The following is a 25,644-nucleotide window of genomic DNA, read 5'->3' as shown; positions in this document are numbered from 1 at the left end:
AAATTATTCTTTATTTTATTATAACTCAGTTTGCAAAATTTTTCTGCAAAATAATAGTGAATTAGCAGTCGGCAGAGTTGCTGTTATCTTTTGGCTTATCAGCTTCGGATTGTGCTTTGGCAGGCTGCTCGGTAACATTTTCCTGCAGCGGAGTTTCAAAATAAAGACTGGTGCTGGGGAAGGCGCAGCTTACGCCGACTTCTTCCAGAAGTTCCAGAGTGTGCAGGTTGATTTCCTGCATAATGTTGAGGTATTCGAGGTGCTGGCCTGTTTTGGCGTAGCAGACAACACGTATATCAAGGCTGCTGCTGTTATAGGTGAGGAAATGAACGCGTACATCATTTTCGTCAATAAGCGTGAGATCCTCCAGATAATTTTTCAGCTTGAAGATAAATTCCTCGATTTGGGCAGCCGTTGTACCGTAGGTCAGGCCAAGCGTAAAGTCGATGCGGCGGCGTTCGCGCAGCGTATAGTTGGTAATAGGCGTGTTGCTGAGGAGGGAGTTCGGAATATAAACAAGCTCCTGCGGAAAGGTGCGGATACAGGTGCTGCGGAAGGAAACGCTTTCAACGATGCCTTCGATGCCATTGGCTTTAATCCAGTCGCCGATTTTAAAGGGCTTGTCGAGCAGGATAATCATACTGCCGAAAACGTTGGCCAACGCATCCTTGGCTGCAAATGCAACAGCCAAAGAGCCGATACTGAGGGAGGCGATGAAGGCACTGATGTCATAATTCCATTCGCGGGCTACGGTTACAAAGCCCAGCATGATGATAATCATACGGAAAACAGTCGCGAGAATGTTGGCGATGGCTTCATCGGTCTGGATACCGAATCTTTCCAGCAAATCGAAGAAAACGCCGTGCGTTGTATCAATCAGGTTATACAGGCCCCAGAAAAAGTTGGTGACAATGATCGTGCGCAGAATGCGGTCGGTAAAGCTGAAATCGTGTACTGATGCCAACGGCGACAGGTTGATTGCCGCATAGAACGCGATAATAAAGAGTGCAATGTTGATAGGTGTCTCAAAGGCGTTAAGAAAATCCTCGCCGTAGCTGAAGGAAACCTTGTTGTTCAGACGGCGTAAAAGGCGGATGAAAAAGTTTTTGTAAATATAGCGGACAACGGTAAAGAAAAGAAAGGCACTTATGGAAGGGTACCAGGGTTTAAGAGTAAGCAATATATCGTTCACGAGGGAACCTCCTTGGTTAAGAATTATTCAGCTTAACTAATTTTAGCATTTTCTGTGTTGCTGCACAACGATTTTACATTTATTTCCAATTCTCGTGACACTTTAGTAAACTTGTATGTTTATGGATGTGGTATAATTAATACAATATAAATAGACGGAGGCATGTTATGGAACTGCTGGTTGAGCGTATATTTGCAATTTTCATAGCTATATCGGGACCGATACTGACAATATTCGACCTTCCGGGGAATACTTTACTCTTGCTGACATCCTTGATGTTTGCTTTTTTTGATGAGGTACTTTATTTTAACGGCAGACTGCTGTCTGCTATGGTGCTTATTTATGCTTTGGGTGAATTTTGGGAGTTCTGCGTCGGCCTTTTCGGCATCAAACGCAGTAAAGTTTCTTGGTTTGCGGTTATTTTCATTGCCTTGGGAAGCTTTGCCGGCACTCTGCTCGGTACATTGATTTTTCCGATATTAGGCTCATTGCTCGGCGGTATGGCCGGTGCCTTTGCGGCTGCATTTGCTTATGAGCTGGCGCATACGGGTGTTTCGGCAGCTGCTATGCAGTTGGCGTGGACGGCAGCGAAGATGCGCTTTTTTGCAATGGTCGGCAAGCTGGCAGCAGGTATTGCTTTAGCTGCTCTGCTCTTGAAACAGGTAGTGTTTTTTTAAATATATAATATAATTTAATGAGAGGTGTACAATATGGAATTTACTTTCGCACATAACAACTTTAATGTGTTGGATTTGGAAAAAAGCCTGAAGTTTTACGAGGAGGCTTTGGGCCTGAAGGAGGATCACCGTAAGGTGGCTGCGGACGGCAGCTTTATTTTGGTATATCTGACGGACGGCAAAACTCCGCATCTGTTGGAGCTTACCTGGCTACGTGACCGCAAGGAAGCTTATAATCTGGGCGAAAATGAATTCCATCTGGCATTTTTGGCAGATGATTACGAAGCAGCGCATGCTAAGCATAAGAAAATGGGCTGCATCTGCTACGAAAATCCTGCTATGGGAATTTACTTTATTACCGACCCTGATAATTATTGGCTGGAAATTGTACCGAAGAACAAATAAGCGCATAAAAAAGCGTCAAGGTCCGGGAGGTAGATGTCATGAAACACAAGCTGTGTCTGCATGGACTGGAAGTAAAAAACCAGGCGCAGCTGCTTAATCTTGCCAAAAGGCTGCTGCCTGGCAGTACCGTTAAGGTAAAAATCAAAGAAAAATATTTCAACGATAATGATATGTATAAATATCGCCTGACGCGCTTTACACCGGAAAATATTGATGGTGTACGCTTGTATTGTGCCTGGGGCACTTTGCTTGTGAGCGATAAGCTGTTGGCGATAGCGGATATCATTATTGAATTTGAATATCATAATGCGGAAGCTGTAGAGGCTGTTGACAGTCTGCTGCAGAAGCTGCTGGCCTCCAAAACAAAATTTGTGTTGGAGGAGCCGGATTTTTCGCAGCGACTGGACCAGCTGCGCGGCTGTTTTGACCAAAAGCAGCTGGCGGCCTACGATGCCGACAGCGCTATGAGCCTGCTGTATTGTCATCTTCCATGGCAAGTTTATTATGTAAGCAAGCTGTGGCAGGAGGTCTTGAGCCGTGGCCCGGAACGCAGTCTGCTGCGTCAGCTGCGGGTAAAGCTCAGACGTCTGCGCTCGCTGCTGACTCTATGCAAGCCGCTGCTGCCTGAGCAGGAGGCTGTGCATTGGCAGGGAGTGCTGAAGGCGAGCACCAATCGTTTGGGTGATGTGCGGGAGTACGATGTGGCGCTGCAAATCTGCTCGCGTCTGCAGCGTAGCCGGGAGCAGGCGGAAGCTGCGCTTCCACAGCTTACGGCTCTACTGACGCAGCTGCGCGGTACGGTTGCAGCTAAGGCGCTGTGCGGACTGAGGCTGAACCGCCTGACGCTGGAGCTGGCCCGTTTGCTTTTGTGGCTGTACAGCGTGCCTGCGCCTGAAAGGGAGCTGACATTGGCAGAGTTTTTGTCGCGTCGTTTCGGTAACTGGTATGACAAGCTGATGGAGCTGCCGGAAAAATATCCCGATTTGCATAATATGGAGCAGCTGCACCGCATCCGCATCAAGCTCAAGCGCTTCCGTTATGCACTGCAGAGCGTGCCGGAGCTGGCTCCGGAAGCACGCCTTTTGCGTAGCCTGAAGTATCTGCAGGATATGCTGGGCCTTTTGCATGACGATTATATCAACAGCCTGATGGTGGAGAAGCTGGTGGCGGCGCATCCTAAAATCAAGGAGCTGCGCTATGAAGCAGCCCTGTTCAGCGGCTGGGAACAGGCCAAGGCCGATGCGGTGCTGGAAGCATTGCCGCAGCAGTGGGAAGCCTTCAGCAGCCAACTGACGGCATGGAAAAACAAAAATCTTTAATACTGTGCTTCAAAGCATAAGTAAAAAGAATTGTAAAGTTTTTATGGAGGTGCTTGCACTTGTTGGCACGAAAGACTATAATTAAACACATATTAAGCATATAGGGAGGAGAATTTTCCATGAAAAAAATATTAATGCTGGTTACAATGATTATGATGTTGGCTGTCAGCGCAGTTTGCAGCGCATCCAACGGCAAGGTTCTGGACGCAGAGGAAGCTATCGTTGACAAATTTATCAACGGCGGCAACTACAAGGCAGTTACCTCTATGATGACCGAGGATATGCAAAAGAACTGGGATGAAAAGGCTTACAATAATCTGCATGCACAGCTTGCTAAGGATTTCGGTAAGCTGACCACCAATCAACTGATTGTTGTTGAAAAACATAATGGCGCAGACGTGCTGCTGTATCAGGTTGCTGCAGAGAAAAAACCGGCTGCCCGCTTCGTATATCTTTTCAAGCTGAACGGCGAGAAGCCTATGCTGAATGATTTCAGTGTAATGCTGCCGCAGCAGAAAGAAGCAGCTAAAGAAGAAGCTAAAAAATAAATTTTATATTAAAAAGCTGACGACAGAGCTATACTATGGCAGTATACTCTGTCGTTTTTGGTTGATTTTTTAAGCTTGCTGTTATGGGAAATCCTGCACTTCCTTATGCTATTTCTTGACTGTGCTTTATAGCTGTTATATAATATTGAAGAATATAAGAGGTCTTTTAGTGCAGAAAAGTTTAATGGCATTAGATTGACAAAAATCTTGTAGGGCTTGCGACCTTTCGATCATAATGGTGTGGCGAAACGGTGCAGGCTCTATCTTGTTTATGGAGGCACGTACTATGCAGCCGGTAAAAATTCGTATTTTGAGTACAACGAAGGATGAGGGTAGTGAGGCTCAGGCTTCTGAACAAAAGTATACGGGTATGATGACGGAAAAAGGCGGCAAATACTACGTAATCTATAAGGAGGATGAACAGTCTGGTCTGGATAATACCAAGACAACGCTGAAATGGGACGATGAGCACGTTATAGTCATGCGTAGCGGCAGCGTAGATCACAGACAGGAATTCCGTCGCGGATATGTAGATAAAAGCCTTTATCAGACACCTTATATGAAAATTCCTCTGACGACGGAAACCAGTTATGTATATACCCATTTCCGCAACGGCATGTGGCAGCTGGAAATGGAATATACCTTGTATCATGATGATAAGCCTTATGGCGAGATGAAGATTTTAATTGAGGTTGAGGAAATTTAATATGAAAATAGGCTTTGATAATCAAAAATATTTGACCATGCAATCTGAGCATATCAGAGAGCGCATCAGTAAATTCGGCGATAAGCTTTATCTGGAATTCGGCGGCAAGCTGTTCGATGATTACCATGCTTCCCGCGTACTGCCGGGCTTTGCTCCGGACAGTAAGCTGCAGATGCTCCTGCAGCTTGCGGATCAGGCAGAGATGATTATTTCCATCAATGCCGATGATATCGAAAATAACAAGGTGCGTCACGATTTAGGCCTGACCTACGATCTGGATGTACTGCGTCTGGTAAAGGTTTACCGTTCTAAGGGACTTTATGTCAGCAGCGTTGTTATTACGCAATATAAGGGGCAGAAATCCATCGAAAGCTTCAAGAATAAGCTGGAGGCTTTGGATATCAAGGTTTATTACCATTATCCGATTGAAGGCTATCCGCATAATGTGGAGCATATTGTCAGCGATGCGGGCTATGGCCAGAACGACTATGTAGAAACTACACGTCCGCTGGTAGTTGTTACTGCTCCCGGTCCCGGCAGCGGCAAGATGGCTACCTGCCTGTCACAGCTGTATCATGAAAATAAGCGCGGCATTAAGGCCGGTTATGCCAAATTCGAAACCTTCCCCATCTGGAATCTGCCTTTGAAGCATCCTGTAAACATGGCTTACGAGGCTGCTACGGCAGATCTGCAGGATGTTAATATGATTGACCCCTTCCATTTGGAGGCCTATGGCGTAACCACGGTAAATTATAACCGTGACGTTGAAATTTATCCTGTACTGGCAGCAATTTTTGAAGGCATTTACGGCTATTGTCCGTATAAATCGCCTACCGATATGGGCGTTAATATGGCAGGCAACTGCATTTGTGATGATGAGGTCTGCTGTGAGGCTTCCCGTCAGGAAATTATCCGCCGCTATTATCAGTCCCTGAACCGTCTGGCTCTGGATGAGGCCAGCAAGCAGGAGGTTTATACGCTGGAGCTGCTGATGAAGCAGGCTAAAGTCAGCGTAAATGACCGCCGCGTTGTTACCGTAGCCAAGCAGGTTGCGGAAGAACGCAAGTGCGCTGTTATTGCGCTGGAGCTTGCCGATGGCAGAATTGTTACCGGCAAAACTACGGATTTGCTGGGACCTGCCAGTGCCGTGCTGTTGAACGCTATTAAGGAACTGGGCGGTATTGCGGATGAAATGCACCTGATTTCGCCGACCTACATCAACCCGATTCAGAATCTGAAAACACGCTACCTTGGCAGCAACAATCCGCGTCTGCATATGGATGAGGTGCTGATAGCGCTTTCTATGTGTGCTGCAACGGACAGTCTGGCTAAGCTGGCGCTGGAAAAGCTGCCGGAGCTGAAAGGTTGCCAGGCACATTCCACCGTTATGCTGACAGAGGGAGATTTCAAGGTATTTAAAAAGCTGGGCGTTGAACTGACTAATGACCCTATTTACGAAACAAAATAAGCAATAAATAAAGAGAAGGAGAGATTTTGCTTTGGATATAAAGGATTTATTAGCCGCTGCCATTAAAGATGCAGCGCAAAAAGCTATCGATAATGGCACTTTGAAACCGGGTACTTTGCCCGAGGTTATGCTGGAGGTTCCGCCGCAAAAGGAATTCGGCGATTTTGCAACCAACTTTGCTATGCAGTCTGCCCGCAGCCTGCATTGTGCACCGCGTCAGATTGCACAGGCTGTTGTTGATAATCTGGACTGTGCTTCCGTAGATAAAATGGAAATTGCCGGCCCCGGTTTCATCAATTTCTATCTGAAACAAAACTGGACCGCTGATTTGCTGGCAGGCATTCTGGCTGCCGGTGAAAACTACGGCAATCTGCCTGCTAACGGCTTGGGCCGCGTTCAGGTTGAATATGTAAGCGCTAACCCCACCGGCCCGCTGCATGTAGGCCATGCCCGCGGTGCCGCAGTCGGCAGTGCTATGGTTAACCTGCTGCGTGCTGCAGGCTATGATGTTGAAAGTGAATATTATATCAATGATGCCGGCAATCAGATGAACAATCTGGCAGCTTCTGTCAATGCACGTTATCTGCAGCTGTTGAAGCTGGAGGAAATGGGCGGCGTTCCTGCCGACCTGACCGTTAAACAACTGGATGAAATGCCGACCGGCATTCCTTTCCCGGAAAACGGCTACCATGGCTATGACATCATTGAAACCGCTCAGCGCATTATCCGTATCTATGGCAAGGAATTTGTTGCTTTAGAGGAAAAAGAGCGTCTGGCAAAATTCCTGGAAATTGCTTATAAAGAAAAGCTGGCAGGCCTGAAAGAGGATCTGGAAGCTTTTGGCGTAACCTTCGATGTATGGTTCAGCGAGCAATCCCTGCATGATGCCGATAAAATCCGTGAGGCTTGCAAATTCCTTGAGGAAAAAGGCTGCGTTTATGAAAAGGACGGCGCAAAATGGTTTAATTCTACCGCTTACGGCGATGACAAGGACCGCGTTGTTATCCGTGACAACGGCGTTTCCACCTACTTTGCTGCCGATATTGCATATCACCGCAACAAATTCGAGCGCGGCTTTGACCGCATCATCAACCTGTGGGGCGCTGACCACCACGGTTATATTGCCCGCGTGAAGGCTGCTGTAAGTGCTTTGGGCTTTGATGCTGATAAGCTGGAGGTGCTGCTGCTGCAAATGGTACGCCTGTACCGCAATGGCGACATCGTTAAGCTGTCCAAGCGTACCGGCGAAACCATCACTCTGCGCGAGCTGATGGATGAGGTTGGCGTTGATGCGGCGCGTTACTTCTTCTGCATGCGCTCCTTAGACAGCCAGCTGGATTTTGATATGACTCTGGCTACCGAAAAATCCAATGAGAACCCGGTTTATTATATCCAATATGCGCATGCGCGTATCTGCAGCATTGCCCGTCAGCTTGCTGAAGCAGGTATTGAGGCTGTAGCTCTTGATGAGCTGAAGCTGGATACTCTGCAAGCTCCAGAAGAGCTGGCACTGGTTAAAAAGCTGGGCGAATATCCGGAACTGCTTGCCCGTGCAGCCCGTGAGCGTGCTGTACATCATGTGGCAACCTATACCTACGAGCTGGCAACCCTGTTCCACTCCTTCTATAACCAATGCCGTATTCTGGGCGTAGATACAGACTTGCAACAAGCCCGCATTGCTTTGGTGAAGGCAGTTGGTCATACCATCCGTCATGCTTTGGGTATTCTGGGCGTTTCTGCTCCGGAAAGAATGTAATTTAAGAAATTCTTTTGCAGGTGGCAGAGTCCTTGGGCTTTGCCGCCTGCAGTGAGTTTAGATACAATTTAATATTGTTGTAGCATTTTATGAAATCTGAGGGGGTTAAAAATCATGACTACTAATACCAAGTACATTTTTGTGACAGGCGGCGTTGTTTCTTCTTTGGGCAAGGGCATCACTGCTGCGTCTTTAGGCCGTTTGCTGAAAAGCCGCGGCTATAGGGTTACTATCCAGAAGTTCGACCCGTATATCAATATTGACCCGGGCACAATGAGCCCGTATCAGCATGGCGAGGTTTTTGTAACCGACGATGGTGCGGAAACTGACCTTGACTTGGGACATTACGAACGCTTTATTGATATCAACCTGTCCAAAAACTCCAATACGACCACAGGCAAGATTTACCAGAGTGTAATAAATAAAGAACGCCGTGGCGATTATCTTGGCGGTACCGTACAGGTTATTCCTCATATCACAAATGAAATCAAAGAGCGCGTTTTCCGCGTAGGCCAACAGGATAATGCCGACTTCGTTATTACGGAAATCGGCGGTACTGTAGGTGATATTGAAAGCCTGCCGTTTTTGGAAGCCATCCGTCAGGTAAAAAAGGATGTCGGCAAGAACGATGTGCTTTATATTCATGTTACGCTGGTACCGTATATTTCCGCAGCCGGTGAGCTGAAAACCAAACCGACTCAGCATAGCGTCAAAGAGCTGCGCAGCATCGGTATTTCTCCTGATATTATCGTTTGCCGCAGCGAAAAGCCTATCTCTAAGGAAATGCGCGAAAAAATGGCTATGTTCTGCGACGTTGATCCGGACGCAGTTATCCAAAACCTTACCGCAAGAAGCATTTACGAGGTACCTATGCTCATGGAGGAGCAGGGACTTGATACCATTGTCCTGCGCAAGCTGGAAATGGAGGATAAGCCGAAGGATATGCAGGGCTGGCATGATATGGTGGCCCGCATCCTGAAAAAATATGACAAGAAGGTAACTATCGCTGTAGTCGGCAAATACGTTGCTTTGCAGGATGCTTATATTTCCATTACCGAATCCTTGCGTCATGCAGCAGTTGCCAATGAAGCCGAGCTTGATATCCATTGGGTAAATGCAGAAGAAATCGAAGCAGATGATACTGATATGACTAAGGTTATGGCCGGTGTTGACGGCATTCTGGTGCCGGGTGGCTTCGGTAACCGCGGTATTGAAGGCAAGATTAAGGCTATTCAATATGCACGTGAGCATAAGATTCCGTTCTTCGGTATCTGCCTGGGCATGCAGTGCGCAGTAATTGAATTTGCCCGTCACGTCTGCGGTATGGCTGATGCCAACAGCTCAGAGTTCAATCCGAACAGCACACATCCTGTTATCGACCTGATGCCGGAACAGCTTGATGTTGAGGATTTGGGCGGTACGATGCGTCTGGGACTGTATCCGTGTAAGGTTTATCCCGATACGCTGACCAGCAAGGCTTACAATGCAGAGCTGATTTACGAACGTCATCGTCATCGTTATGAGTTCAACAATGCTTTCCGTGAGGAAATTGTGGGCAAGGGATTAGTTCTTGGCGGCACACTGCCTAATGGCCGTCTGGTAGAGATTGTTGAATTGCCTGAGAGCGAGCATCCGTGGTTCCTCGGTGCGCAATTCCATCCTGAATTTAAATCCCGTCCGACAAATCCGCATCCGTTATTCAGAGAGTTTGTAGGTGCGGCGGTAAAGCATCACCAATAAGTTTATCCTGAAAGCGCTGAGCTTAAGCCGACGTTGCTTTCGGAAAATAAGAATACTCCTCTTAGGCACCTTAGGCGCAATTGCCGTAAGGCATACGCCTGAGGGGAGTTTTTGCTTATGTTATACTAAAAATTAGGGAGGAGAGTGATTGAATGCTTAAGAAAATTTTTGTCAGCGCGGTATTGATTCTGGCTGTGCTGAGCTTTGTCGTTTCGTTGCTCAAGGGAAATAACAATGCCGAGAAAACTGTTACTGTACCTGATCGTGTGGCCGTAATTAATATTTCCGGTACCATTATCAGCGGTGCGGACAGCAAGGACAATATTTTCAGCCAGACTAACGGTGTGACGAGCGGCAGCATTATGAAGCAGATTCGTGAGGCAGCGGCTGATGACAGCGTCAAAGCATTAGTTCTGCGTATTGACAGCGGCGGTGGCAGTGCTACGGCTGCCGAGGAGGTCGGACGTGAGCTGAAGCGCTTTAAGGAGAAAACCAAAAAGCCGATTGTGGCAACTATGGGCAATACCGGTGCCAGCGCTGCCTATTGGATTGCAGCCTGCGCCAGTGACAAGGTTTATGCCAATGCCACAACGCTTACCGGCAGTATCGGTGTGTATATGCCGTACATGAATACGGAGGAGCTGTTCAAGAAAATAGGCATCACCAGCAATAAGATTAAAAGCGGGCCCTATAAGGATATTATGAGCAGTGACAGACCGATGACACCGGAGGAGCAGGCTATTTTGCAGAACATCGTCAACGAAATCTACGAGCAGTTCGTGACAACTGTTGCCGTAGGACGCAAGATGGAAGAAAGCAAGGTAAAATCCTTGGCTGACGGCCGTGTTTATACCGGCCTGCAGGCTAAGAATCTGGGCCTGGTAGATGAAATCGGTGATTATTACGATGCGCTTGCCGCAGCGGGTGAATTGGGCAAGATTAAGCCGGGTGCCGACGGCTTGCCGCCGGTGAAGGCTAAGGAAAAACAGCAGCCGTGGGAGTTTCTGCTCAGCGCTCATATTGCGGAGCTGATTAAAACAGAGCTTGTAAACCAGCTGACAGGCAGTCTGCAGCAGAGCGGGGCGCCGGCAGGCGGTATGACGAGGTGATGAGCTATGAGGCGCAAAACCTTTGAGGTACTTTTTGAGCCCGGTGCAGGCATGGCTGCGATTGCCAAGCAGCCTTCTCTTTGGCGCAGTGCTTTTTATTTCACTCTCAGCTTCAGCTTTTTTGGCGTAGCAACAAATTGCTGGCTGCTGGATTCGCCGTTGGAGGTGCGCTTCGGCATTATTATTGCTACGGTGCTGATTGCGGGAACAGCTTTAACGCTTTACGGTTTTTTGCTGCACGGCATTATGGAAACCTTCGGTGCGCTGGCAGGCGACCCTGTCGGGCTCATCTGCCTTTTGGGGTATACGACGCTGCCCTTTCTGCTGCTCACACCGGGGGCCTTGCTTGCGGGCAGGATGGGGCTTAACGGCTTGCCTCTTTTAGGTGTGCTGTTTCTTATAGGCTGTCTGTGGATGCTGTATCTTCTGGTGCGGTCATTGGAGGCAGTGTACCTTGTAGATGCCTTCCGTGCAGGTGTAACCGTAGTGTTCAGCTTGTTTTTGCTGTATATTGTTTTTGTTTTACCGTGGCAGGTTTGCCTGATGCTTTTACTGTAAATAAAATTTAGATTGATTAATCAGAATAAACGTGGCATAATAAAGATTGGACATGTAGTTAATTCTTTGTGCTGTGCAAGCAGTGCTATTACTATATTGAATTTATATTAAGGAGTGTTGTGAAGAATGAACAGAGAGCTTTCTTTGGAATTTGTACGTGTAACCGAGGCTGCAGCTATTGCCTGCGGTCATCTTGTAGGCAGAGGCGACAAGAACGGTGCTGACGGTCTGGCTGTTGACGCTATGCGCGCAGCCTTTGATACCGTAAATATTAAAGGTACCGTTGTTATCGGCGAAGGCGAAATGGATGAAGCACCGATGCTGTATATCGGCGAAGAAGTAGGTGCCGGCGGCCCTGAGGTTGATATCGCTGTTGACCCGATTGAAGGTACCAACCTGGTTGCTAAAGGACAAAACGGCGCTATCGCAGTTATTGCTATCGCTCCGCGTGGCTGCCTGCTGCATGCTCCTGATATGTACATGGATAAAATCGCTGTAGGCCCCCGTGCTAAAGGCTGCATCGATATCAATGCTCCGATCAGCGAAAACCTGGCACGTGTTGCTAAAGCAATGGACCGTAAAGTAAGCGACCTGAACGTAGTTCTGCTGGACCGCGAACGTCATTACGGCCTGATGGACGAAATCCGTAAAGCAGGCGCACGTATCTCCCTGATTACCGACGGCGACGTTAACCCGATCGTTGAATGCTGCATCGAAGGCAGCGGCGTGCATATGTACGTTGGTAAGGGTGGTGCTCCGGAAGGTGTTCTGGGTGCTGCTGCTGTTAAATGCCTGGGCGGCGATATGCAAGCTCGTCTGGTTCCCGAAGACGAAGCTCAGGTTCAACGCTGCCTGAAGATGGGTATTGCTGATGTTAACAAGGTGCTGACTCTGGATGATCTGGTAAAAGGCGATGACTGTATGTTTACTGCTACCGCTATTACCAACTGCAACATGCTGAACGGTCTGCGTTACTTCGGCGACGGCGTACGTACTCATACTATTTCTGCCCGTTACAAAACCGGCACCGTACGTTTCGTTGATGCTATTCACAGCATGGACCGCAAAGTACTTGCTGTTAAGCTCTGATTTTAAAACAGATTATAGGGCTGTTACGTTTGTAACAGCCCTATTTATCAATTTGTATAGCCTATGGAAAATTTATTAGTCAATAAGGTTGCCGCTGTCAAGGAAGTGCGGCAGGCGGCCGAATATCAAAAGAAAAAACAGGCCTGTATTTTAACCGGGTTGGCTGGAAGCAGCAAGCCGGTCTTTTTTGCTGCCGCAGATAAGCTGCTGGGCGGCAAGGGCAGTATGGCCTTTATTACTGCTTCGCGTGAGGAAATCCGTACTTATCGCCGCGAACTTAACTATCTGTACCCGGATTTACCTATGCAGGAGCTTTATCCTGTAAGTTTGCCGCGTGTGCAGGCCGATACGCAGAGCCTGGAGCTGCAGGCAGGACGTGCGGCCGCACTGCGCTTTCTGAGCGGTGAGGAGCGTGGCATAGTCTTTATTACGGCAGAAGCGCTGCAGCAAAAGCAGCTGCGTCCGAGCGGTATGTCCGGCAAGGCGCTGCAGCTCGCTGTCGGCGAGGAGCACGAACAGCGTAATATAGCTGCTGCGCTGCTTGATTTAGGCTATGAGCGTACGGAGCAGGTTGATGCTTTGGGACAGTTCTGCCTGCGCGGTGATATTCTGGACGTGTACCCCATCAACAGCAGTGCGGCGGTACGCATCGAATGGTTCGACAATGAGCTTGACGCTATGCGCAGCTTTGATGTTGACACCCAGCGCAGTCTGCAGACTCTCACCAGTATCAAAATTGCTCCGCTGAAGGTGGATGAAAGCTTCAGCTATGATGCCGATATCTTTGAATATTGCGCTGCGGACACTATGGTAGTTGTTGACGAGCCGGTGCATGTTTTCGGTATGCTGGAAAAGCTGGACAAGGAAAACAAGGAGCATGCCTCCGAGCTTTTCAACAAACAGGAGCTTATAGAGCAGCTTGCCGCTAACGGTGCTGTGCTGGTATCGGCGTTGGGACACAGTTATCTGCAGCAGCTGCCTTCGCTGAATATACCGGTGCGCGCGGTTGCGCCGTATAATAAGAATACCAATTTGCTGGTGGAGGATTTGCAGAACTGGCTGGCGGAGGGAATTACGCCGCTGATTATGCTTTCCGGCAGCATTAAGGCCCGTGGCTTTGCTGATAATCTGCGCAACTACGGCTTAAAGGGACATTTTGCCCAAAAGAGCTTTGAGCCGGGAGTCGTCAATGTAACCTACGGCGATTTGGATCACGGCTTTCGCTTCTGGGATGAAGAATGGCTGCTGCTGACAGAAAATGATATTTTCGGCATGCAGAAGCGCAAACGCTTGCATACTAAAAATCAGGGGCAGCAGCTGCAGTATTTTTCGGATATCAAGGCCGGAGATTACGTTGTTCATAAGGTTCATGGTATCGGCCGTTATATAGGCGTAGAAAACGTCGAGGTTGACGGCATTCACCGTGATTATCTGCTTTTGGCCTATGCCGGCGATGATAGGCTCTATGTTCCTGTTGAGCAGGTCGGTATGCTGCATAAATATGTCGGCAGCGAGGGCAGTGTGCCGCGTCTGTCGAAAATGGGCGGCAATGACTGGAAGCGCACTACGGCCAAGGCTGCTAAGGCGATTACGGAGCTGGCGGAGGAGCTGCTGCGTCTGTATGCACAGCGGCAGATTATGCCGGGCCATGCTTTTTCGCCGGATTGTCAGCTGCAAAAGGACTTTGAAGCAGCCTTCCCCTATGAGGAAACACCGGACCAGCTGAAGGCGATTGCCGAAATTAAGGCTGATATGGAAAAGCCGCAGCCGATGGAACGCCTGCTTTGCGGTGATGTCGGCTATGGCAAAACTGAGGTGGCCTTGCGTGCTGCCTTTAAGGCTGTGCTTGACGGCAAGCAGGTGGCGGTGCTGGCGCCTACAACAGTGCTGGCACAGCAGCATTATATTACGTTTAAGGAGCGCGTGCGCAATTTCGGCGTAGAGGTTCGCTTGCTGAACCGCTTTTGTACGCCGAAGGAGCAGCGCACTGTTCTGCAGGAGGTGGCTGACGGTAAGGTTGATATTCTTATCGGTACGCACCGTCTGCTGCAGCCGGATGTGAATTTTACCAGCCTCGGCCTGCTGATTATCGATGAAGAGCAGCGCTTCGGTGTTGCCCAAAAGGAAAAAATCAAGAAATGGCATCTCGGCATAGATGTTTTGTCGCTTTCCGCGACACCTATTCCGCGTACTTTGCATATGGCTCTGGTCAACGGCCGTGATATGAGCGTTATCGAATCACCGCCGGAGGACCGCTTGCCTGTTGAAACCTATGTCAGCGAATATAACGATGGCATGATTAAGGAGGCGCTGGAGCGTGAGCTACGCCGCGGCGGCAGAATTTACTATATCAGTAACCGCGTGAGTGCTTTGGAGCCGTTGGCTGCCAAGCTGCGCCGTCTGGTACCGGGCATCAGCATCAAAATTGCCCACGGGCAGATGAATGAGGACGCCTTAGAGGATGCCATGATTACCTTCTATGAAGGCGGCTGCGACGTGCTTTTGTGTACGACGATTGTGGAAAACGGTCTGGACGTACCTTTGGCGAATACGATTATTATCGACGGTGCCGACAACTTCGGCCTGTCGCAGCTTTACCAGATGCGTGGCCGCGTAGGACGCAGCTCGCGTCTTGCTTATGCTTACTTTGTTTATCAGCCTAATAAGGCGCTCAGCGAAATTGCCGAAAAGCGTCTGCAGGCTATCCGTGATTTTACGGAGCTGGGCGCAGGCTTTAAGATTGCTATGCGTGACTTGGAAATCCGCGGTGCCGGCAATCTGCTGGGACCGCAGCAGCACGGACATATTACCGGTATAGGCTTTGCCGCTTATTGCGAGATGCTGGAAAAAACCATTGAACGCCTGAAAAACGGCAAAGAGGCCGAGCCTGAGCCGGAGCCGGTTCTGGAAATTCAGGCAGAGGCCTATATTCCGGACAGCTATATTCCGGACCCGCGTTATAAAATGGAGCTGTATCGTCGCTTCAGCGAGCTGGAATATTCACAGCGTGAGGATTTTCTGGACGAAATTATCGACCGTTTCGGCAATCCGCCGCCGGAGGTGGAAATGCTTTGGCGTTTGGCAGCGCTTAAGGGCTTGTGCCGAGTGCTGAAAATCCGTGGCGTAAATGTGCGTCAGGGAATTATTCGCCTGACCTTCGGCGAGAAGGCACAGGTAAACCCGGAGGCAGTTCTGAAGCTGCTGATGCAGCATCCTAAGACGATGACATTGAAAAACGGTCAGGAGCAGCAGCTGACGTACAGAATGGGTACGTCAAAGCAGGAACCCCTGGCGTGGCTGGAGCAGACTTTGCCTGCTCTGATATTGGAAGATTGATTTAAAGGAGGTGAAAGCAGGAGATGAGCAGTGATAAATTTTTGCGCGGCGCAATGATTCTGACATTGGCAGGACTGATGGTAAAGGTTATCGGTTCTGTGAACCGCATCCTGCTTTCACGTCTGCTGGGCGGCGAGGGTATCGGGCTTTACCAGATGGCGTATCCCGTATACCTTTTGCTGCTTGCGATTTCTGCGGCCGGCATTCCGGTGGCAATATCGATTATTGTCGCAGGCTTTCTGGCACAGAAGGATTATGCTAACGTGCGTCAGGTGTTTCGTGTTTCGCTGCGTCTGATGGTCTGCGTGGGTGCGGTGCTGGCGCTGTGTCTGGTGTTGGCGGCGGGCTGGTTAGTTGATGCCGGCGTTATTACCGATGCGCGTGCCTACTATTCGCTTGTCGCGCTTACACCGGCAATTTTCTTCGCTACGATTTTAGCCAGCTTCCGCGGTTATTTTCAGGGACATCAGCTGATGACGCCGCCGGCTGTTTCGCAGATTGTGGAGCAGTTTATCCGCGTAGTTACGATGGTGGTTCTGGCTTATGTGCTGCTGCCCTATGGTTTGGAATATGCGGCTGCCGGTGCTGCCTTTGGTGCTGTGCCGGGAAGCCTTACAGGCCTTGTGGTTATGGGTTGCTTTTATCGCTACTATCGCAAGCAATGGCAGGCTTATGCAGTAAAGCTGCAGGCACCTGCTGCCGAGCTTGTGCGCAGCAGAGCATTGATTAAGCGCCTGCTGCTGTTGGCTTTGCCAGTGTCCTGTGCCAATATCATCGTGCCTGTTACCAGCAGCATTGACGTATTGCTGGTGCCCGGCCGATTGATTGACAGCGGTCTTAGTGTGGAGCAGGCGACGGCGCAGTTCGGCTATCTGGCAGGCATGGCACAGCCATTGCTGTTAATGGCCACGATACCGACGATGTCGCTGGCAACAAGCCTTGTGCCTGCTGTTTCCGAAGCCTTTGCTTTGAATAAATGGCATATCATTGAGCAGAAGGCGGCGACCGCTATGAAGCTGTGCTGCCTGATAACAGTGCCTGCTTCCGTAGGCATGTGGGTGCTGGCGGAGCCTATCAGCCTGCTGCTTTACGGTACGGCGAAGGCCGGCGTTGCCATTATGCATTCGGCGCCTGCCATCTGCCTTTTAGGTCTGCAGCAGGTTACAACAGGTATGCTGCAGGGAATGGGGCACACCAATCTGCCGATGCTGAATATGCTTATCGGTATTGCCGCCAAGCTGGTTGCCGTTCTCCAGCTGACGAATGCGGAATACGGTATTGCCGGCGCAGCGTGGGCAACGAATATTAACTTTGGCGTGACGGCGCTGTTAAATATTATAGCGTTGTATAAATTCAGTATAAGATTTTCCTGGCTCAGTATTGCGAAAATCATCGCCGCAGCAGCGGTGATGGGTGCTGTTACCGCAGAAACGCATACGCTGCTTGGCGGTGCGCCGGCTGCTTTGGCAACAATCGCTGCCATGCTGGCTGCCGGGATAAGCTATATCGTATTGCTGCCGCTTCTTGGTGTGCTGAACAGACAGGAGCTGCGTCAGCTGCCGGCAGTGAAGCGATTTTTTAAATAATTAAGAAAGAAGGCGTACTATCATGGGAACAATTACAATTGTCGGCTTAGGTCCCGGTGCTGTGGGACATCTTTCCTTGGAAACTATGGGACTGCTGCAAAACTGCGCTCAGGTTATCCTGCGCACGGCGGTGCATCCTACCGTTGCCGAGCTGGAAAAGCAAAACGTAAAATTTACCTCATGTGACGATTTATACGAAAAGGCTGCTTCCTTTGAGGAGGTATATAACAGTGTTGTCGAGCGTGTGCTGGCAGCAGCGCACAGCGGTGATGTTGTTTATGCCGTACCAGGCAGCCCGTTGGTTGCGGAAAAAACCGTTGTTTTGATGCGCACCGCTGCGAAGGCACAGGGCATTAAGCTGGTTATTAAGCCTTCTATGAGCTTTTTGGACCTGGCTTACGTTGAACTGGGTATCGACCCGATTGCCGGCCTGCAGATTATTGACGCGCAGGATTTTGCGGAGATTGCCAGTGCCGGACAGCATCCGCTGATGATTACTCAGGTTTACAGCCAGATGGTAGCAAGCGATTTGAAAATTGCCCTGATGGACGTACTGCCTGACGAATACGAAATTTATTTCCTGCGTAATTTGGGTTTGCCTGATGAGGAATGCCGTCCGATTAAGCTGTTCGAGCTGGACAGACAGCCGAATATCGACCATCTTACAAGCGCTTATATTCCGCCGATGGCTGAGGGAGCAGAGGATACCGTATTTGAAAAGGTTGACGATGCGGAAGCTGTTCCCGGTATTATTACCTTTGGCGAGGATGATGACGATTTTGCCGAGGAAGGCGAAGAAGAAGGCTATGCGGAGGACTTTTTGCCGGAAGCAGGTTTTGATGATTTTGACATCCAGCCTTTGGCTGATGTTATGCGTACTCTGCGTGAGCCTGGCGGCTGCCCCTGGGACAGAGAGCAGACACATAAATCCATTCGCAGCAACATGATTGAAGAGGTTTACGAATATCTGGAGGCTGTGGATGATGATGACGTTGATGGCATGCGTGAGGAGCTTGGCGACGTGCTCATGCAGGTTGTTTTCCATGCCCGCATGGCACAGGAGGCAGGCCGCTTTGATCTGCAGGACGTTATCGACGAGGTTGTAGATAAGCTTATCCGCCGTCATCCGCATGTTTTCGGCGATACCCATGTTGACAACAGCGATGAGGTGCTGGTAAATTGGGAAGCTATCAAGAAACAGGAAAAGCAGGAACGCAAGCATGTATTAGATGGCGTATCTCAGGGACTGCCGGCGCTGCTGCGTGCCTATAAGCTGCAGAGCAAGGCTGCCAAGGTAGGCTTTGACTGGCAGGACAGCGCATCCGTATGGGCTAAGGTACAGGAGGAGCTGGGCGAGCTGCAGGAGGCTTTGCAGGCAGGCGATAAGGCTGCTGCCGAGAGTGAGCTTGGCGATGTATTGTTTGCCGTGGTAAATTATGCGCGCCATAACGGTATCGAGCCGGAGGTTGCTTTGGACGGAACTAATAACCGTTTCGCTTCCCGCTTTAATTACGTGGAAAAGCAGGTGGAAGCCAGCGGCAAAACATGGCAGGATTTCACTTTGACTGAGCTGGATAAATTTTGGAATCAGGCTAAGGATTTGGAACGAAAGAACGATTTATAAGGTGAATTTACAATAAAGTTACTAAAATAACGCTATTTTCCCCGTAATTTATAAATATTTTCGGAAAAGGCTTGCAGGAAAACGTTTGACAGTGTAGAATACTATTGCTAGTTAAATTTGAGTTACGTTACGAAGTTACGAAGTTACGTGCTCCGCAAGCATTTGCAATAATAACTAAAGTCATAATTAAGGAGGAATTTTTGATGAACAAGACTGAGTTAATCGCTGCTGTTGCTGAAAAAGCCGGCTTAACCAAAAAAGACGTTGAAAAAACTATCACCGCTACCCTGGAAACCGTTAAAGAGGTAGTTGCTAAGGGTGACAAAGTACAAGTAGTAGGCTTTGGTACTTTTGAAGCACGTGCTCGTAAAGAACGTGAAGGTAAAAATCCGCAAAATGGTGAGAAGGTAGTTATTCCTGCTGCAACCATCCCTGCTTTCAAAGCCGGCAAAGCTTTCAAGGATGCTGTTAACGTAAAATAATAAGCTGTTTTAGTGCTTTAGGCCCGGCAGCTGCTGCCGGGCTTTTCTAAAAATATACTGCGGAATACTCAATGCTGGGGGGCTTTGATATGGTAAGACGTCGTGTAAGACATAAATCTAAAGCTTTTAATGTCTTTATGATGCTGCTGTTTGTTGCCTGCCTGTTCGTTATCGGCAAGCAGGAGTATTCTATTTATCAGATTAAACAGGAACAGGCTGCTACACAGCAACGTATTGCTGCTTTACAAAAACAGAAGACTGAGCTGGAGGCAGAGCGTAAACGTCTGGATGACCCGCGTTATATTGAAAAGCTCGCCCGTGAGGATTACAACATGGTGGGTAAAGACGAGGTGCCGCTGTTTATAGTTGATGAGAAAAAATAAGGCAGAACAAGAAATGATAGCTTTTGTTCTGCTTTTTTTATTGACACCATGAAAAATTAAAGAGTATAATACAAGAGTATTAAGAATTTTTAAGGGGGATTTTTTTCTCGATGTCACTTGAAGTAGGTGCAATTGTAGAGGGTGAAGTTACAGGTATCACCAATTTTGGCGCATTTGTCCAACTGCCTGAGGGCAAGGTTGGCCTGATTCACATTTCTGAGGTTTCTAATGTTTATGTAAAAGACGTGCATGACTTTTTAAAGGAGCACGACAAGGTTAAGGTTAAGGTATTATCTGTAGATGATCGCGGCAAAATTGGTCTGTCTATAAAACAGCTTACTCCGCCGCCTGCAAATCCGCAGCCGAGACCGCAGCGTCCGCAAAACGATAACCGCGAGCGCCGCAACAACAATGGTATGCGTCCGCAAGGCGACAATCGTGAACGCCGTGGCGGTATGCGCCCGCAAAGCGCAAGACCTATGGCGCCCGTTTCCTTTGAGGATAAATTATCCAAATTCCTGAAAGACAGCGATGACCGTATGCTGGATTTAAAACGTAATACTGAGTCCAAACGCGGTGGTCGTGGTGCCAGACGTGATAAATAAGCAAGCTGGTAATTAATGAAATGGCACTCCTGAGAGTGCCTTTTCTTTTATAGCATAGAAAAATGCGATACGACACGTTTAAACCGCTGCTGAAGGAGATATGCTATGAGGCAGATTGCACCTGCAGTCTACAAGCTGCGCAAAACAATTAAAAATTTGCTGCAGCCGGATGCTCATTACCTGCTGGCTGTTAGCGGCGGTGCCGATTCTCTGGCTTTGGCACATGCCTGTGCTGCTTTGGCAGCCCAGGGATGGGGAAGCTACAGCGTCTGTCACGTAGAACACGGACTTCGTGGTGAAGAGGCTTTGCGCGACATGCAGGCTGTGCAGCGTGCATGCGAAGCATGGGGACTGCCCTGCTTTACGGAGCACGTGCAGGCTGCAGCATATGCGGCGCAGAACCGGCTTTCTACAGAAGATGCTGCGCGCCGCCTGCGCTATGCGGCGCTTAGGCGCATAGCGGCGCAGCAGGGTGCTGTGGCGATTGTTACGGCGCATCACGAGGGTGACCAGGCGGAAACGCTGCTCTTAAGGCTGTTGCGCGGCGCAGGGCTGCAGGGACTTGCCGGAATGCGGGCGCAGCAGGGCGATATCATCAGACCGCTGCTGACTTTACCGAAAAGCCTGCTGGAGGAATACTGCAGCGCAGAAGGCATTGAAGTATGCTTTGACAGCACTAACGCAGATACAGCGTATACTCGTAACCGCGTGCGGCTGGAGCTGCTGCCTTATCTGGAGCGCAGCTTTAACCCTGCTGTGGTGCCGACGTTGGCGCGTACTGCCGCCTTGCTGGCGCAGGATGCGGAATGTCTGGAGCAAATGGCTGACGATGCTTACAGGCAGCTGGTGCGCAGGCAGGATGATGCTGTCAGTTTTCCGGTGACGCAGCTTACGGCGCTGCACAGTGCCGTAAGGCTGAGAGTATTGCGACGCGCGTATTTCGAGCTGGGCGGCGAGGAGCTGTCCTTCGAGCGTAGTCAGGCGATTGACTCTCTGCTGTTCCGACGCAGCGGTGGCAAGATCATCCAGCTGCCGCAGGGAATAAACGTAGTCTACAAAAATAAACAGCTTATTTTTGTTAAAATAATATAATATAAAGTATAAGGAGAATGAAAAAATGCATGACGATATTAAGACAGTTTTGCTGACCAAAGAAGAAATTGATGCTCGCGTACAGGAAATGGGTAAGCAGATTGCAGCTGATTATGCAGACAAGGAGCTTGTTGTCATTGTGCTGCTGAAGGGTGCTGCCTGGTTCGCTACCGACCTGACCCGCGCTATTGATATGCCGCTGCGCGTAGACTTCATGGTTGCTTCTTCCTATGGCAACGGAACCAGCACCAGCGGCAGTGTTAAGGTTAAGCTGGATGTCAGCGAGGATATCAAGGGTAAGGATGTGCTGGTAATCGATGATATCATTGACAGCGGCGTTACCTTCGCTTCTATTACCGACATGCTGCGTCACTATAAGCCCGCAACATTGAAAACCGCTGCTCTTTGCGACAAGGCCGAGCGTCGTGTAAACGGTCTGGAGGCTGATTATGTAGGTTTTAAAATTCCTGACGAATTCGTTGTAGGCTACGGTCTGGACTATGCGGGGGATTACCGCAATCTGCCGTTTATCGGTATCCTGAAGCCTGCTGTATACGCACGCAAATAAAAGCCTGTAAATTGCATAAAACAGTTGCTAGTTTTTCCTATCTATAATATAATAAAATATTATGAGCTAAGTGGAAGGAGGCTACGTGCTTGAATAAATTTTTTAAGAACGTACTTTTTTATCTGCTGATTATCATGGTAATTATCTGGATGTTTGACCTTTACGGTGAAAAGAATTCTAAGCCTGCCGATATAAGCTATACCAGCTTTATGCAGCATGTACAGCAGGACGAAATCAAACAGGTAACTATTGTTGATAATGTTATCAGCGGTAAATTAAAGGATGGCAAGGAATTTTCTACCGTTGCGCCTAATGACAGCAAGCTGGTAGAAAAGCTGGAAGCAAAGAAAGTAGATATTAAGGCAGAGCTGCCGCCGCAGCCACCTTGGTGGATGAGCATTCTCAGCTCTATTTTGCCGATGCTGATTATCGTAGGCCTGTGGTTCATGCTGATGAATCAGGGCGGTGCCGGTGGCGGCAAGGTGATGAACTTTGGCAAGAGCCGTGCGCGTCGCTACGATGAGGAAAAACTGAAGATAACCTTTAAGGATGTTGCCGGTGCCGAGGAAGCCAAGCAGGAGCTGGAAGAGGTTGTCGAATTCTTGAAGCATCCGCAGAAGTATAATGACTTGGGAGCTAAGATTCCTAAAGGTGTTTTGCTCTATGGCCCTCCGGGTACAGGCAAAACATTGTTGGCGAAGGCAGTTGCCGGTGAAGCGGGCGTTCCGTTCTTCAGCATTTCCGGTTCTGACTTCGTAGAAATGTTTGTCGGTGTCGGCGCATCCCGTGTACGTGATTTGTTCGACCAAGCAAAGAAAAGTGCACCATGCATCGTATTCATCGATGAGATTGATGCTGTAGGCCGTCAGCGCGGCGCCGGTCTTGGCGGTGGCCATGACGAGCGCGAGCAGACTCTGAACCAATTGCTGGTTGAGATGGACGGTTTCAGTGCTAACGAAGGCATCATTATGATTGCTGCAACCAACCGTCCGGACATTCTGGACCCGGCGCTGTTGCGTCCCGGCCGTTTCGACCGTCAGATTGTAGTAGACCGTCCTGATATCAAGGGACGTACCGAAATCCTGAAGGTACATGTTAAGGGCAAACCTATAGGACAGGATGTAAATCTGGACGTAATTGCTCAGCGTACCCCCGGCTTTACCGGTGCTGATTTATCCAATCTGGTTAATGAAGCAGCGCTGCTGACTGCCCGTAAGGACAAGAAGGCTATCAATATGCCGGAAATGGAAGAGGCTGCCGAGCGTGTTATCATGGGACCGGAGCGCAAGAGCCGTGTCATCAGCGATAAGGAAAAACGCCTGACTGCTTACCATGAAGGCGGTCATACTATCGTCGGTATGCTGCTTGAGCACACTGACCCTGTACATAAGGTTACCATCATTCCGCGTGGCCGTGCAGGTGGTTATACCCTGAGCCTGCCTAAGGAAGATAAGTATTATGCAACCCGCAGCGAAATGCTCGATGAGCTGAAGGTGCTGTTGGGCGGCCGTGTTGCCGAAGCTCTAGTGCTGAAGGAAATTTCCAGCGGCGCCAGCAATGATCTGCAGCGTGCAACTCAACTGGCACGTCAGATGATTTGCGAATATGGTATGAGCGAAAACATCGGACCTGTAACCTTTGGTCATCGTCAGGATCAGGTATTCCTGGGTCGCGACATTGCCCGCGACAAGGATTACAGTGAAGAAGTGGCAGCCGAAATTGATAAAGAGGTACGCTCCTTTATGGAAGATGCCTATGCTGCTACTGAAAAGCTGCTGTCCGACAATATCGACAAGCTGCATGTGATTGCTAAAGCTCTGATGGAGAAGGAAACTTTGGAAGAGGAAGAAATCAACCAGCTGGTAAAATACGGTCATATCCTTACCGCAGAAGAAAAGCTGCAATTAGTACAGCAATCTGTTGTGGATGAGGAAATAGCTGCTGCTCCCGTTGCCGAAGCTGACGCAAAGGCTGAAGCGCCTACCGCCGAAGCAGATGCACCGAAAGCTGCTGCGAATGCAGACGAAGAAGCACCCAAAGAATAAAAGCAAAAAATTAACGCTCGCGTTCTGAAGAACGCGGGCGTTTTTTGTGCTTCGCATATATAATTTTCCCTCCGCATGTTCCACACACTTCAAGCCGCGCCCGACAGGAACGGATGCTGGCCACAGTCGAGCATCTTTGTTCGTACAGCCTGCGCTGTTTTGGGAACTTCTCCTTCGTTTGACGCTCAACCGACATTGCTCTCTTTTATAGCACACCAACGTAACTTCGGTTCGCGGCAAACGTATGGCGAAAAGCACCGGAATCCTGCGCGCGGCCAAAGGAACTTTTGGTTACTTTTCCTTCCGTGGAAAAGTAACATAACCAGCTTATCTCTTATATCATCCTAACGGATGCACGCAACATGCCTTGCGCACGTCTAAAGGAACTTTTGGTTACTTTTCCTTCCGTGGAAAAGTAACATTATTAGCGTATCTTGCGGAAAAACTCCAAAAACCCCTCCGCCGCAGGCGATAATTTATATCCCTTACTCCAATACAACGTCTGATCAAAATGCAGCTTCTCATCAACAAGCTGCCGCCGCACCATCCCCTGCGGTACAGCATCACCATCCAACGCCGCAACAACCGCAACTCCCAGTCCGCTTGTCGCAAAGGTAAGCGCACTCTCCGCTGTAGTAGCAATAAAGGCAACACTCGGCTTAACAGCATAATCCTTAAACACATTGCGCAAAAGCGCATAACTGCCATAATTACAGCACAAGGGCACACATGCCAAATCCTCCGGCGAAAGCATACTTTTATTTGCCCACGGAACCGAAAATTCAGCATTATAGAAAGCATAAAAACTCTCCCGCTGCACCTTAATAGTAGCAAAATTGTGCGCTGCAGGCAGTGGTGCATTGGCAAAAGCAAAGTCAATACTGCCTGCCTCCAACTGCTGCTGCTGCTGCTCTACCGTAGCATCGTGAAACTGATAGCTGATGCCGGGATTTTCCTTGGCAAAGGGAATAAGATAGCTGCGCAGGAAATAGTCGGTACGCACGTGCGACACGCTGAAGCGCAGCGTACCTGCGGCACGCCTGCCGAAGGCCTGCATACGCAGGCTGATATCGTCTTCCGTATTGCACAGCTGACGCGACTGCTGCAAAAAGGTTTCGCCTGCTTCCGTCAGTTCAATGTGGCGCTTACCGCGCTGCATTTTGAAAAGCTGCACGCCGTAGTTTCTTTCGATAGCCTTCATCTGCGCACTTAGCGCCGGCTGTACGATGCCCAGACGTTTCGCCGCGGCGCTAAGATTACCTGTTTCGGCAACAGTGATAAAGTTTCTGTAAAAAGCGAAATCCATAGCAGTATCTCCTTAAAATATCAAAAAATATGATTATAATAATCAAAATA

General features: G+C 49.1%; 22 protein-coding genes. 20 read left to right on the top strand and 2 right to left on the bottom strand.

Annotation, left to right across the window (positions count from 1 at the left end; all coding sequences use genetic code 11):
• Positions 1–61: 61 nt before the first annotated feature.
• A complete protein-coding gene (locus Q7Q81_RS04680; RefSeq protein ID WP_304274000.1) occupies positions 62–1,192 on the bottom strand; it encodes a mechanosensitive ion channel family protein in 1,131 nt (376 codons plus the stop codon).
• A gap of 167 nt (positions 1,193–1,359) precedes the next feature.
• On the opposite strand from Q7Q81_RS04680, the gene Q7Q81_RS04675 reads away from it, so the two are divergent.
• The 20 genes from Q7Q81_RS04675 to ftsH all read left to right on the top strand — a co-directional run bounded on the left by Q7Q81_RS04675 (position 1,360) and on the right by ftsH (position 24,288).
• The gene (locus Q7Q81_RS04675; RefSeq protein WP_304273998.1) at positions 1,360–1,869 is read left to right on the top strand and encodes a DUF456 family protein; all 510 of its coding nucleotides are present in this window, start codon (positions 1,360–1,362) and stop codon (positions 1,867–1,869) included.
• A gap of 33 nt (positions 1,870–1,902) precedes the next feature.
• Positions 1,903–2,274 carry a VOC family protein gene (locus tag Q7Q81_RS04670; protein ID WP_293807051.1) on the top strand — a complete coding sequence of 124 codons (372 nt, stop codon included), beginning with the start codon at positions 1,903–1,905 and terminating at the stop codon, positions 2,272–2,274.
• Positions 2,275–2,312: 38 nt separating this feature from the next.
• Positions 2,313–3,593 (top strand): CHAD domain-containing protein, encoded by a 1,281-nt coding sequence (locus Q7Q81_RS04665; RefSeq protein WP_304273997.1) that lies wholly within the window; start codon positions 2,313–2,315, stop codon positions 3,591–3,593.
• Between the two features lie 119 nt (positions 3,594–3,712).
• A complete protein-coding gene (locus Q7Q81_RS04660) occupies positions 3,713–4,141 on the top strand; it encodes a hypothetical protein (RefSeq protein WP_304273995.1) in 429 nt (142 codons plus the stop codon).
• A 286-nt stretch (positions 4,142–4,427) separates the two neighbouring features.
• The gene (locus tag Q7Q81_RS04655; protein ID WP_040565309.1) at positions 4,428–4,847 is read left to right on the top strand and encodes a DUF1934 domain-containing protein; all 420 of its coding nucleotides are present in this window, start codon (positions 4,428–4,430) and stop codon (positions 4,845–4,847) included.
• A gap of 1 nt (position 4,848) precedes the next feature.
• A complete protein-coding gene (locus Q7Q81_RS04650; protein ID WP_304273993.1) occupies positions 4,849–6,315 on the top strand; it encodes a DUF1846 domain-containing protein in 1,467 nt (488 codons plus the stop codon).
• A 31-nt stretch (positions 6,316–6,346) separates the two neighbouring features.
• Positions 6,347–8,071 carry an arginine--tRNA ligase gene (argS, locus tag Q7Q81_RS04645; protein ID WP_304075813.1) on the top strand — a complete coding sequence of 575 codons (1,725 nt, stop codon included), beginning with the start codon at positions 6,347–6,349 and terminating at the stop codon, positions 8,069–8,071.
• Between the two features lie 114 nt (positions 8,072–8,185).
• The gene (locus Q7Q81_RS04640) at positions 8,186–9,811 is read left to right on the top strand and encodes a CTP synthase (RefSeq protein WP_304273992.1); all 1,626 of its coding nucleotides are present in this window, start codon (positions 8,186–8,188) and stop codon (positions 9,809–9,811) included.
• Positions 9,812–9,963: 152 nt separating this feature from the next.
• Positions 9,964–10,920, top strand: a complete 957-nt coding sequence (gene sppA / locus Q7Q81_RS04635) for a signal peptide peptidase SppA (RefSeq protein WP_304093459.1) — start codon at positions 9,964–9,966, stop codon at positions 10,918–10,920.
• 6 nt (positions 10,921–10,926) lie between these two features.
• Positions 10,927–11,478 carry a YIP1 family protein gene (locus Q7Q81_RS04630; protein ID WP_210683777.1) on the top strand — a complete coding sequence of 184 codons (552 nt, stop codon included), beginning with the start codon at positions 10,927–10,929 and terminating at the stop codon, positions 11,476–11,478.
• A gap of 126 nt (positions 11,479–11,604) precedes the next feature.
• Complete coding sequence (gene glpX, locus Q7Q81_RS04625) at positions 11,605–12,567, top strand: class II fructose-bisphosphatase (protein WP_304093457.1); 963 nt, start codon at positions 11,605–11,607, stop codon at positions 12,565–12,567.
• Between the two features lie 63 nt (positions 12,568–12,630).
• The gene (gene mfd / locus Q7Q81_RS04620) at positions 12,631–15,903 is read left to right on the top strand and encodes a transcription-repair coupling factor (protein ID WP_304273991.1); all 3,273 of its coding nucleotides are present in this window, start codon (positions 12,631–12,633) and stop codon (positions 15,901–15,903) included.
• A 23-nt stretch (positions 15,904–15,926) separates the two neighbouring features.
• Positions 15,927–17,489, top strand: a complete 1,563-nt coding sequence (locus Q7Q81_RS04615; protein ID WP_304273990.1) for a putative polysaccharide biosynthesis protein — start codon at positions 15,927–15,929, stop codon at positions 17,487–17,489.
• A 22-nt stretch (positions 17,490–17,511) separates the two neighbouring features.
• Entirely contained in the window at positions 17,512–19,113 is a 1,602-nt protein-coding gene (gene mazG / locus Q7Q81_RS04610; protein WP_304273989.1) for a nucleoside triphosphate pyrophosphohydrolase, read from the top strand.
• A gap of 203 nt (positions 19,114–19,316) precedes the next feature.
• Complete coding sequence (locus tag Q7Q81_RS04605) at positions 19,317–19,595, top strand: HU family DNA-binding protein (protein ID WP_040565310.1); 279 nt, start codon at positions 19,317–19,319, stop codon at positions 19,593–19,595.
• Between the two features lie 89 nt (positions 19,596–19,684).
• On the top strand, positions 19,685–19,978 hold the full coding sequence (locus Q7Q81_RS04600) for an FtsB family cell division protein (protein ID WP_210683786.1): 294 nt from the start codon (positions 19,685–19,687) through the stop codon (positions 19,976–19,978).
• Between the two features lie 110 nt (positions 19,979–20,088).
• Entirely contained in the window at positions 20,089–20,583 is a 495-nt protein-coding gene (locus Q7Q81_RS04595) for a S1 domain-containing RNA-binding protein (protein WP_293694626.1), read from the top strand.
• A 105-nt stretch (positions 20,584–20,688) separates the two neighbouring features.
• Positions 20,689–21,675, top strand: coding sequence for a tRNA lysidine(34) synthetase TilS (gene tilS / locus Q7Q81_RS04590; protein ID WP_304273988.1), 987 nt, complete (start codon positions 20,689–20,691; stop codon positions 21,673–21,675).
• A gap of 25 nt (positions 21,676–21,700) precedes the next feature.
• Complete coding sequence (gene hpt / locus Q7Q81_RS04585; protein ID WP_303710230.1) at positions 21,701–22,243, top strand: hypoxanthine phosphoribosyltransferase; 543 nt, start codon at positions 21,701–21,703, stop codon at positions 22,241–22,243.
• An 89-nt stretch (positions 22,244–22,332) separates the two neighbouring features.
• Positions 22,333–24,288, top strand: a complete 1,956-nt coding sequence (ftsH, locus tag Q7Q81_RS04580; RefSeq protein ID WP_304273987.1) for an ATP-dependent zinc metalloprotease FtsH — start codon at positions 22,333–22,335, stop codon at positions 24,286–24,288.
• Between the two features lie 424 nt (positions 24,289–24,712).
• Here ftsH and Q7Q81_RS04575 read toward each other — a convergent pair whose 3' ends face one another.
• Positions 24,713–25,594 carry a LysR family transcriptional regulator gene (locus Q7Q81_RS04575; protein ID WP_304273986.1) on the bottom strand — a complete coding sequence of 294 codons (882 nt, stop codon included), beginning with the start codon at positions 25,592–25,594 and terminating at the stop codon, positions 24,713–24,715.
• Positions 25,595–25,644: the final 50 nt, after the last annotated feature.

The organism is Phascolarctobacterium succinatutens, from assembly GCF_958453765.1.
Taxonomy (GTDB): Bacteria; Bacillota; Negativicutes; order Acidaminococcales; family Acidaminococcaceae; genus Phascolarctobacterium_A; species Phascolarctobacterium_A succinatutens_B.
Note: the sequence above shows the minus strand (reverse complement) of the source record. Positions and strands in the feature narration are given on the sequence as shown.

Coding starts and splice junctions, on each gene's coding strand:
- Q7Q81_RS04660 (WP_304273995.1), top strand. CDS start 3,713: ATGAAAAAAATATTAATGCTGGTTACAATGATTATGATGTTGGCTGTC.
- Q7Q81_RS04630 (WP_210683777.1), top strand. CDS start 10,927: ATGAGGCGCAAAACCTTTGAGGTACTTTTTGAGCCCGGTGCAGGCATG.
- Q7Q81_RS04665 (WP_304273997.1), top strand. CDS start 2,313: ATGAAACACAAGCTGTGTCTGCATGGACTGGAAGTAAAAAACCAGGCG.
- glpX (WP_304093457.1), top strand. CDS start 11,605: ATGAACAGAGAGCTTTCTTTGGAATTTGTACGTGTAACCGAGGCTGCA.
- mfd (WP_304273991.1), top strand. CDS start 12,631: ATGGAAAATTTATTAGTCAATAAGGTTGCCGCTGTCAAGGAAGTGCGG.
- tilS (WP_304273988.1), top strand. CDS start 20,689: ATGAGGCAGATTGCACCTGCAGTCTACAAGCTGCGCAAAACAATTAAA.
- sppA (WP_304093459.1), top strand. CDS start 9,964: ATGCTTAAGAAAATTTTTGTCAGCGCGGTATTGATTCTGGCTGTGCTG.
- Q7Q81_RS04650 (WP_304273993.1), top strand. CDS start 4,849: ATGAAAATAGGCTTTGATAATCAAAAATATTTGACCATGCAATCTGAG.
- Q7Q81_RS04575 (WP_304273986.1), bottom strand. CDS start 25,594: ATGGATTTCGCTTTTTACAGAAACTTTATCACTGTTGCCGAAACAGGT.
- Q7Q81_RS04615 (WP_304273990.1), top strand. CDS start 15,927: ATGAGCAGTGATAAATTTTTGCGCGGCGCAATGATTCTGACATTGGCA.
- hpt (WP_303710230.1), top strand. CDS start 21,701: ATGCATGACGATATTAAGACAGTTTTGCTGACCAAAGAAGAAATTGAT.
- Q7Q81_RS04605 (WP_040565310.1), top strand. CDS start 19,317: ATGAACAAGACTGAGTTAATCGCTGCTGTTGCTGAAAAAGCCGGCTTA.
- Q7Q81_RS04655 (WP_040565309.1), top strand. CDS start 4,428: ATGCAGCCGGTAAAAATTCGTATTTTGAGTACAACGAAGGATGAGGGT.
- Q7Q81_RS04640 (WP_304273992.1), top strand. CDS start 8,186: ATGACTACTAATACCAAGTACATTTTTGTGACAGGCGGCGTTGTTTCT.
- Q7Q81_RS04600 (WP_210683786.1), top strand. CDS start 19,685: ATGGTAAGACGTCGTGTAAGACATAAATCTAAAGCTTTTAATGTCTTT.
- Q7Q81_RS04670 (WP_293807051.1), top strand. CDS start 1,903: ATGGAATTTACTTTCGCACATAACAACTTTAATGTGTTGGATTTGGAA.
- Q7Q81_RS04595 (WP_293694626.1), top strand. CDS start 20,089: ATGTCACTTGAAGTAGGTGCAATTGTAGAGGGTGAAGTTACAGGTATC.
- mazG (WP_304273989.1), top strand. CDS start 17,512: ATGGGAACAATTACAATTGTCGGCTTAGGTCCCGGTGCTGTGGGACAT.
- Q7Q81_RS04675 (WP_304273998.1), top strand. CDS start 1,360: ATGGAACTGCTGGTTGAGCGTATATTTGCAATTTTCATAGCTATATCG.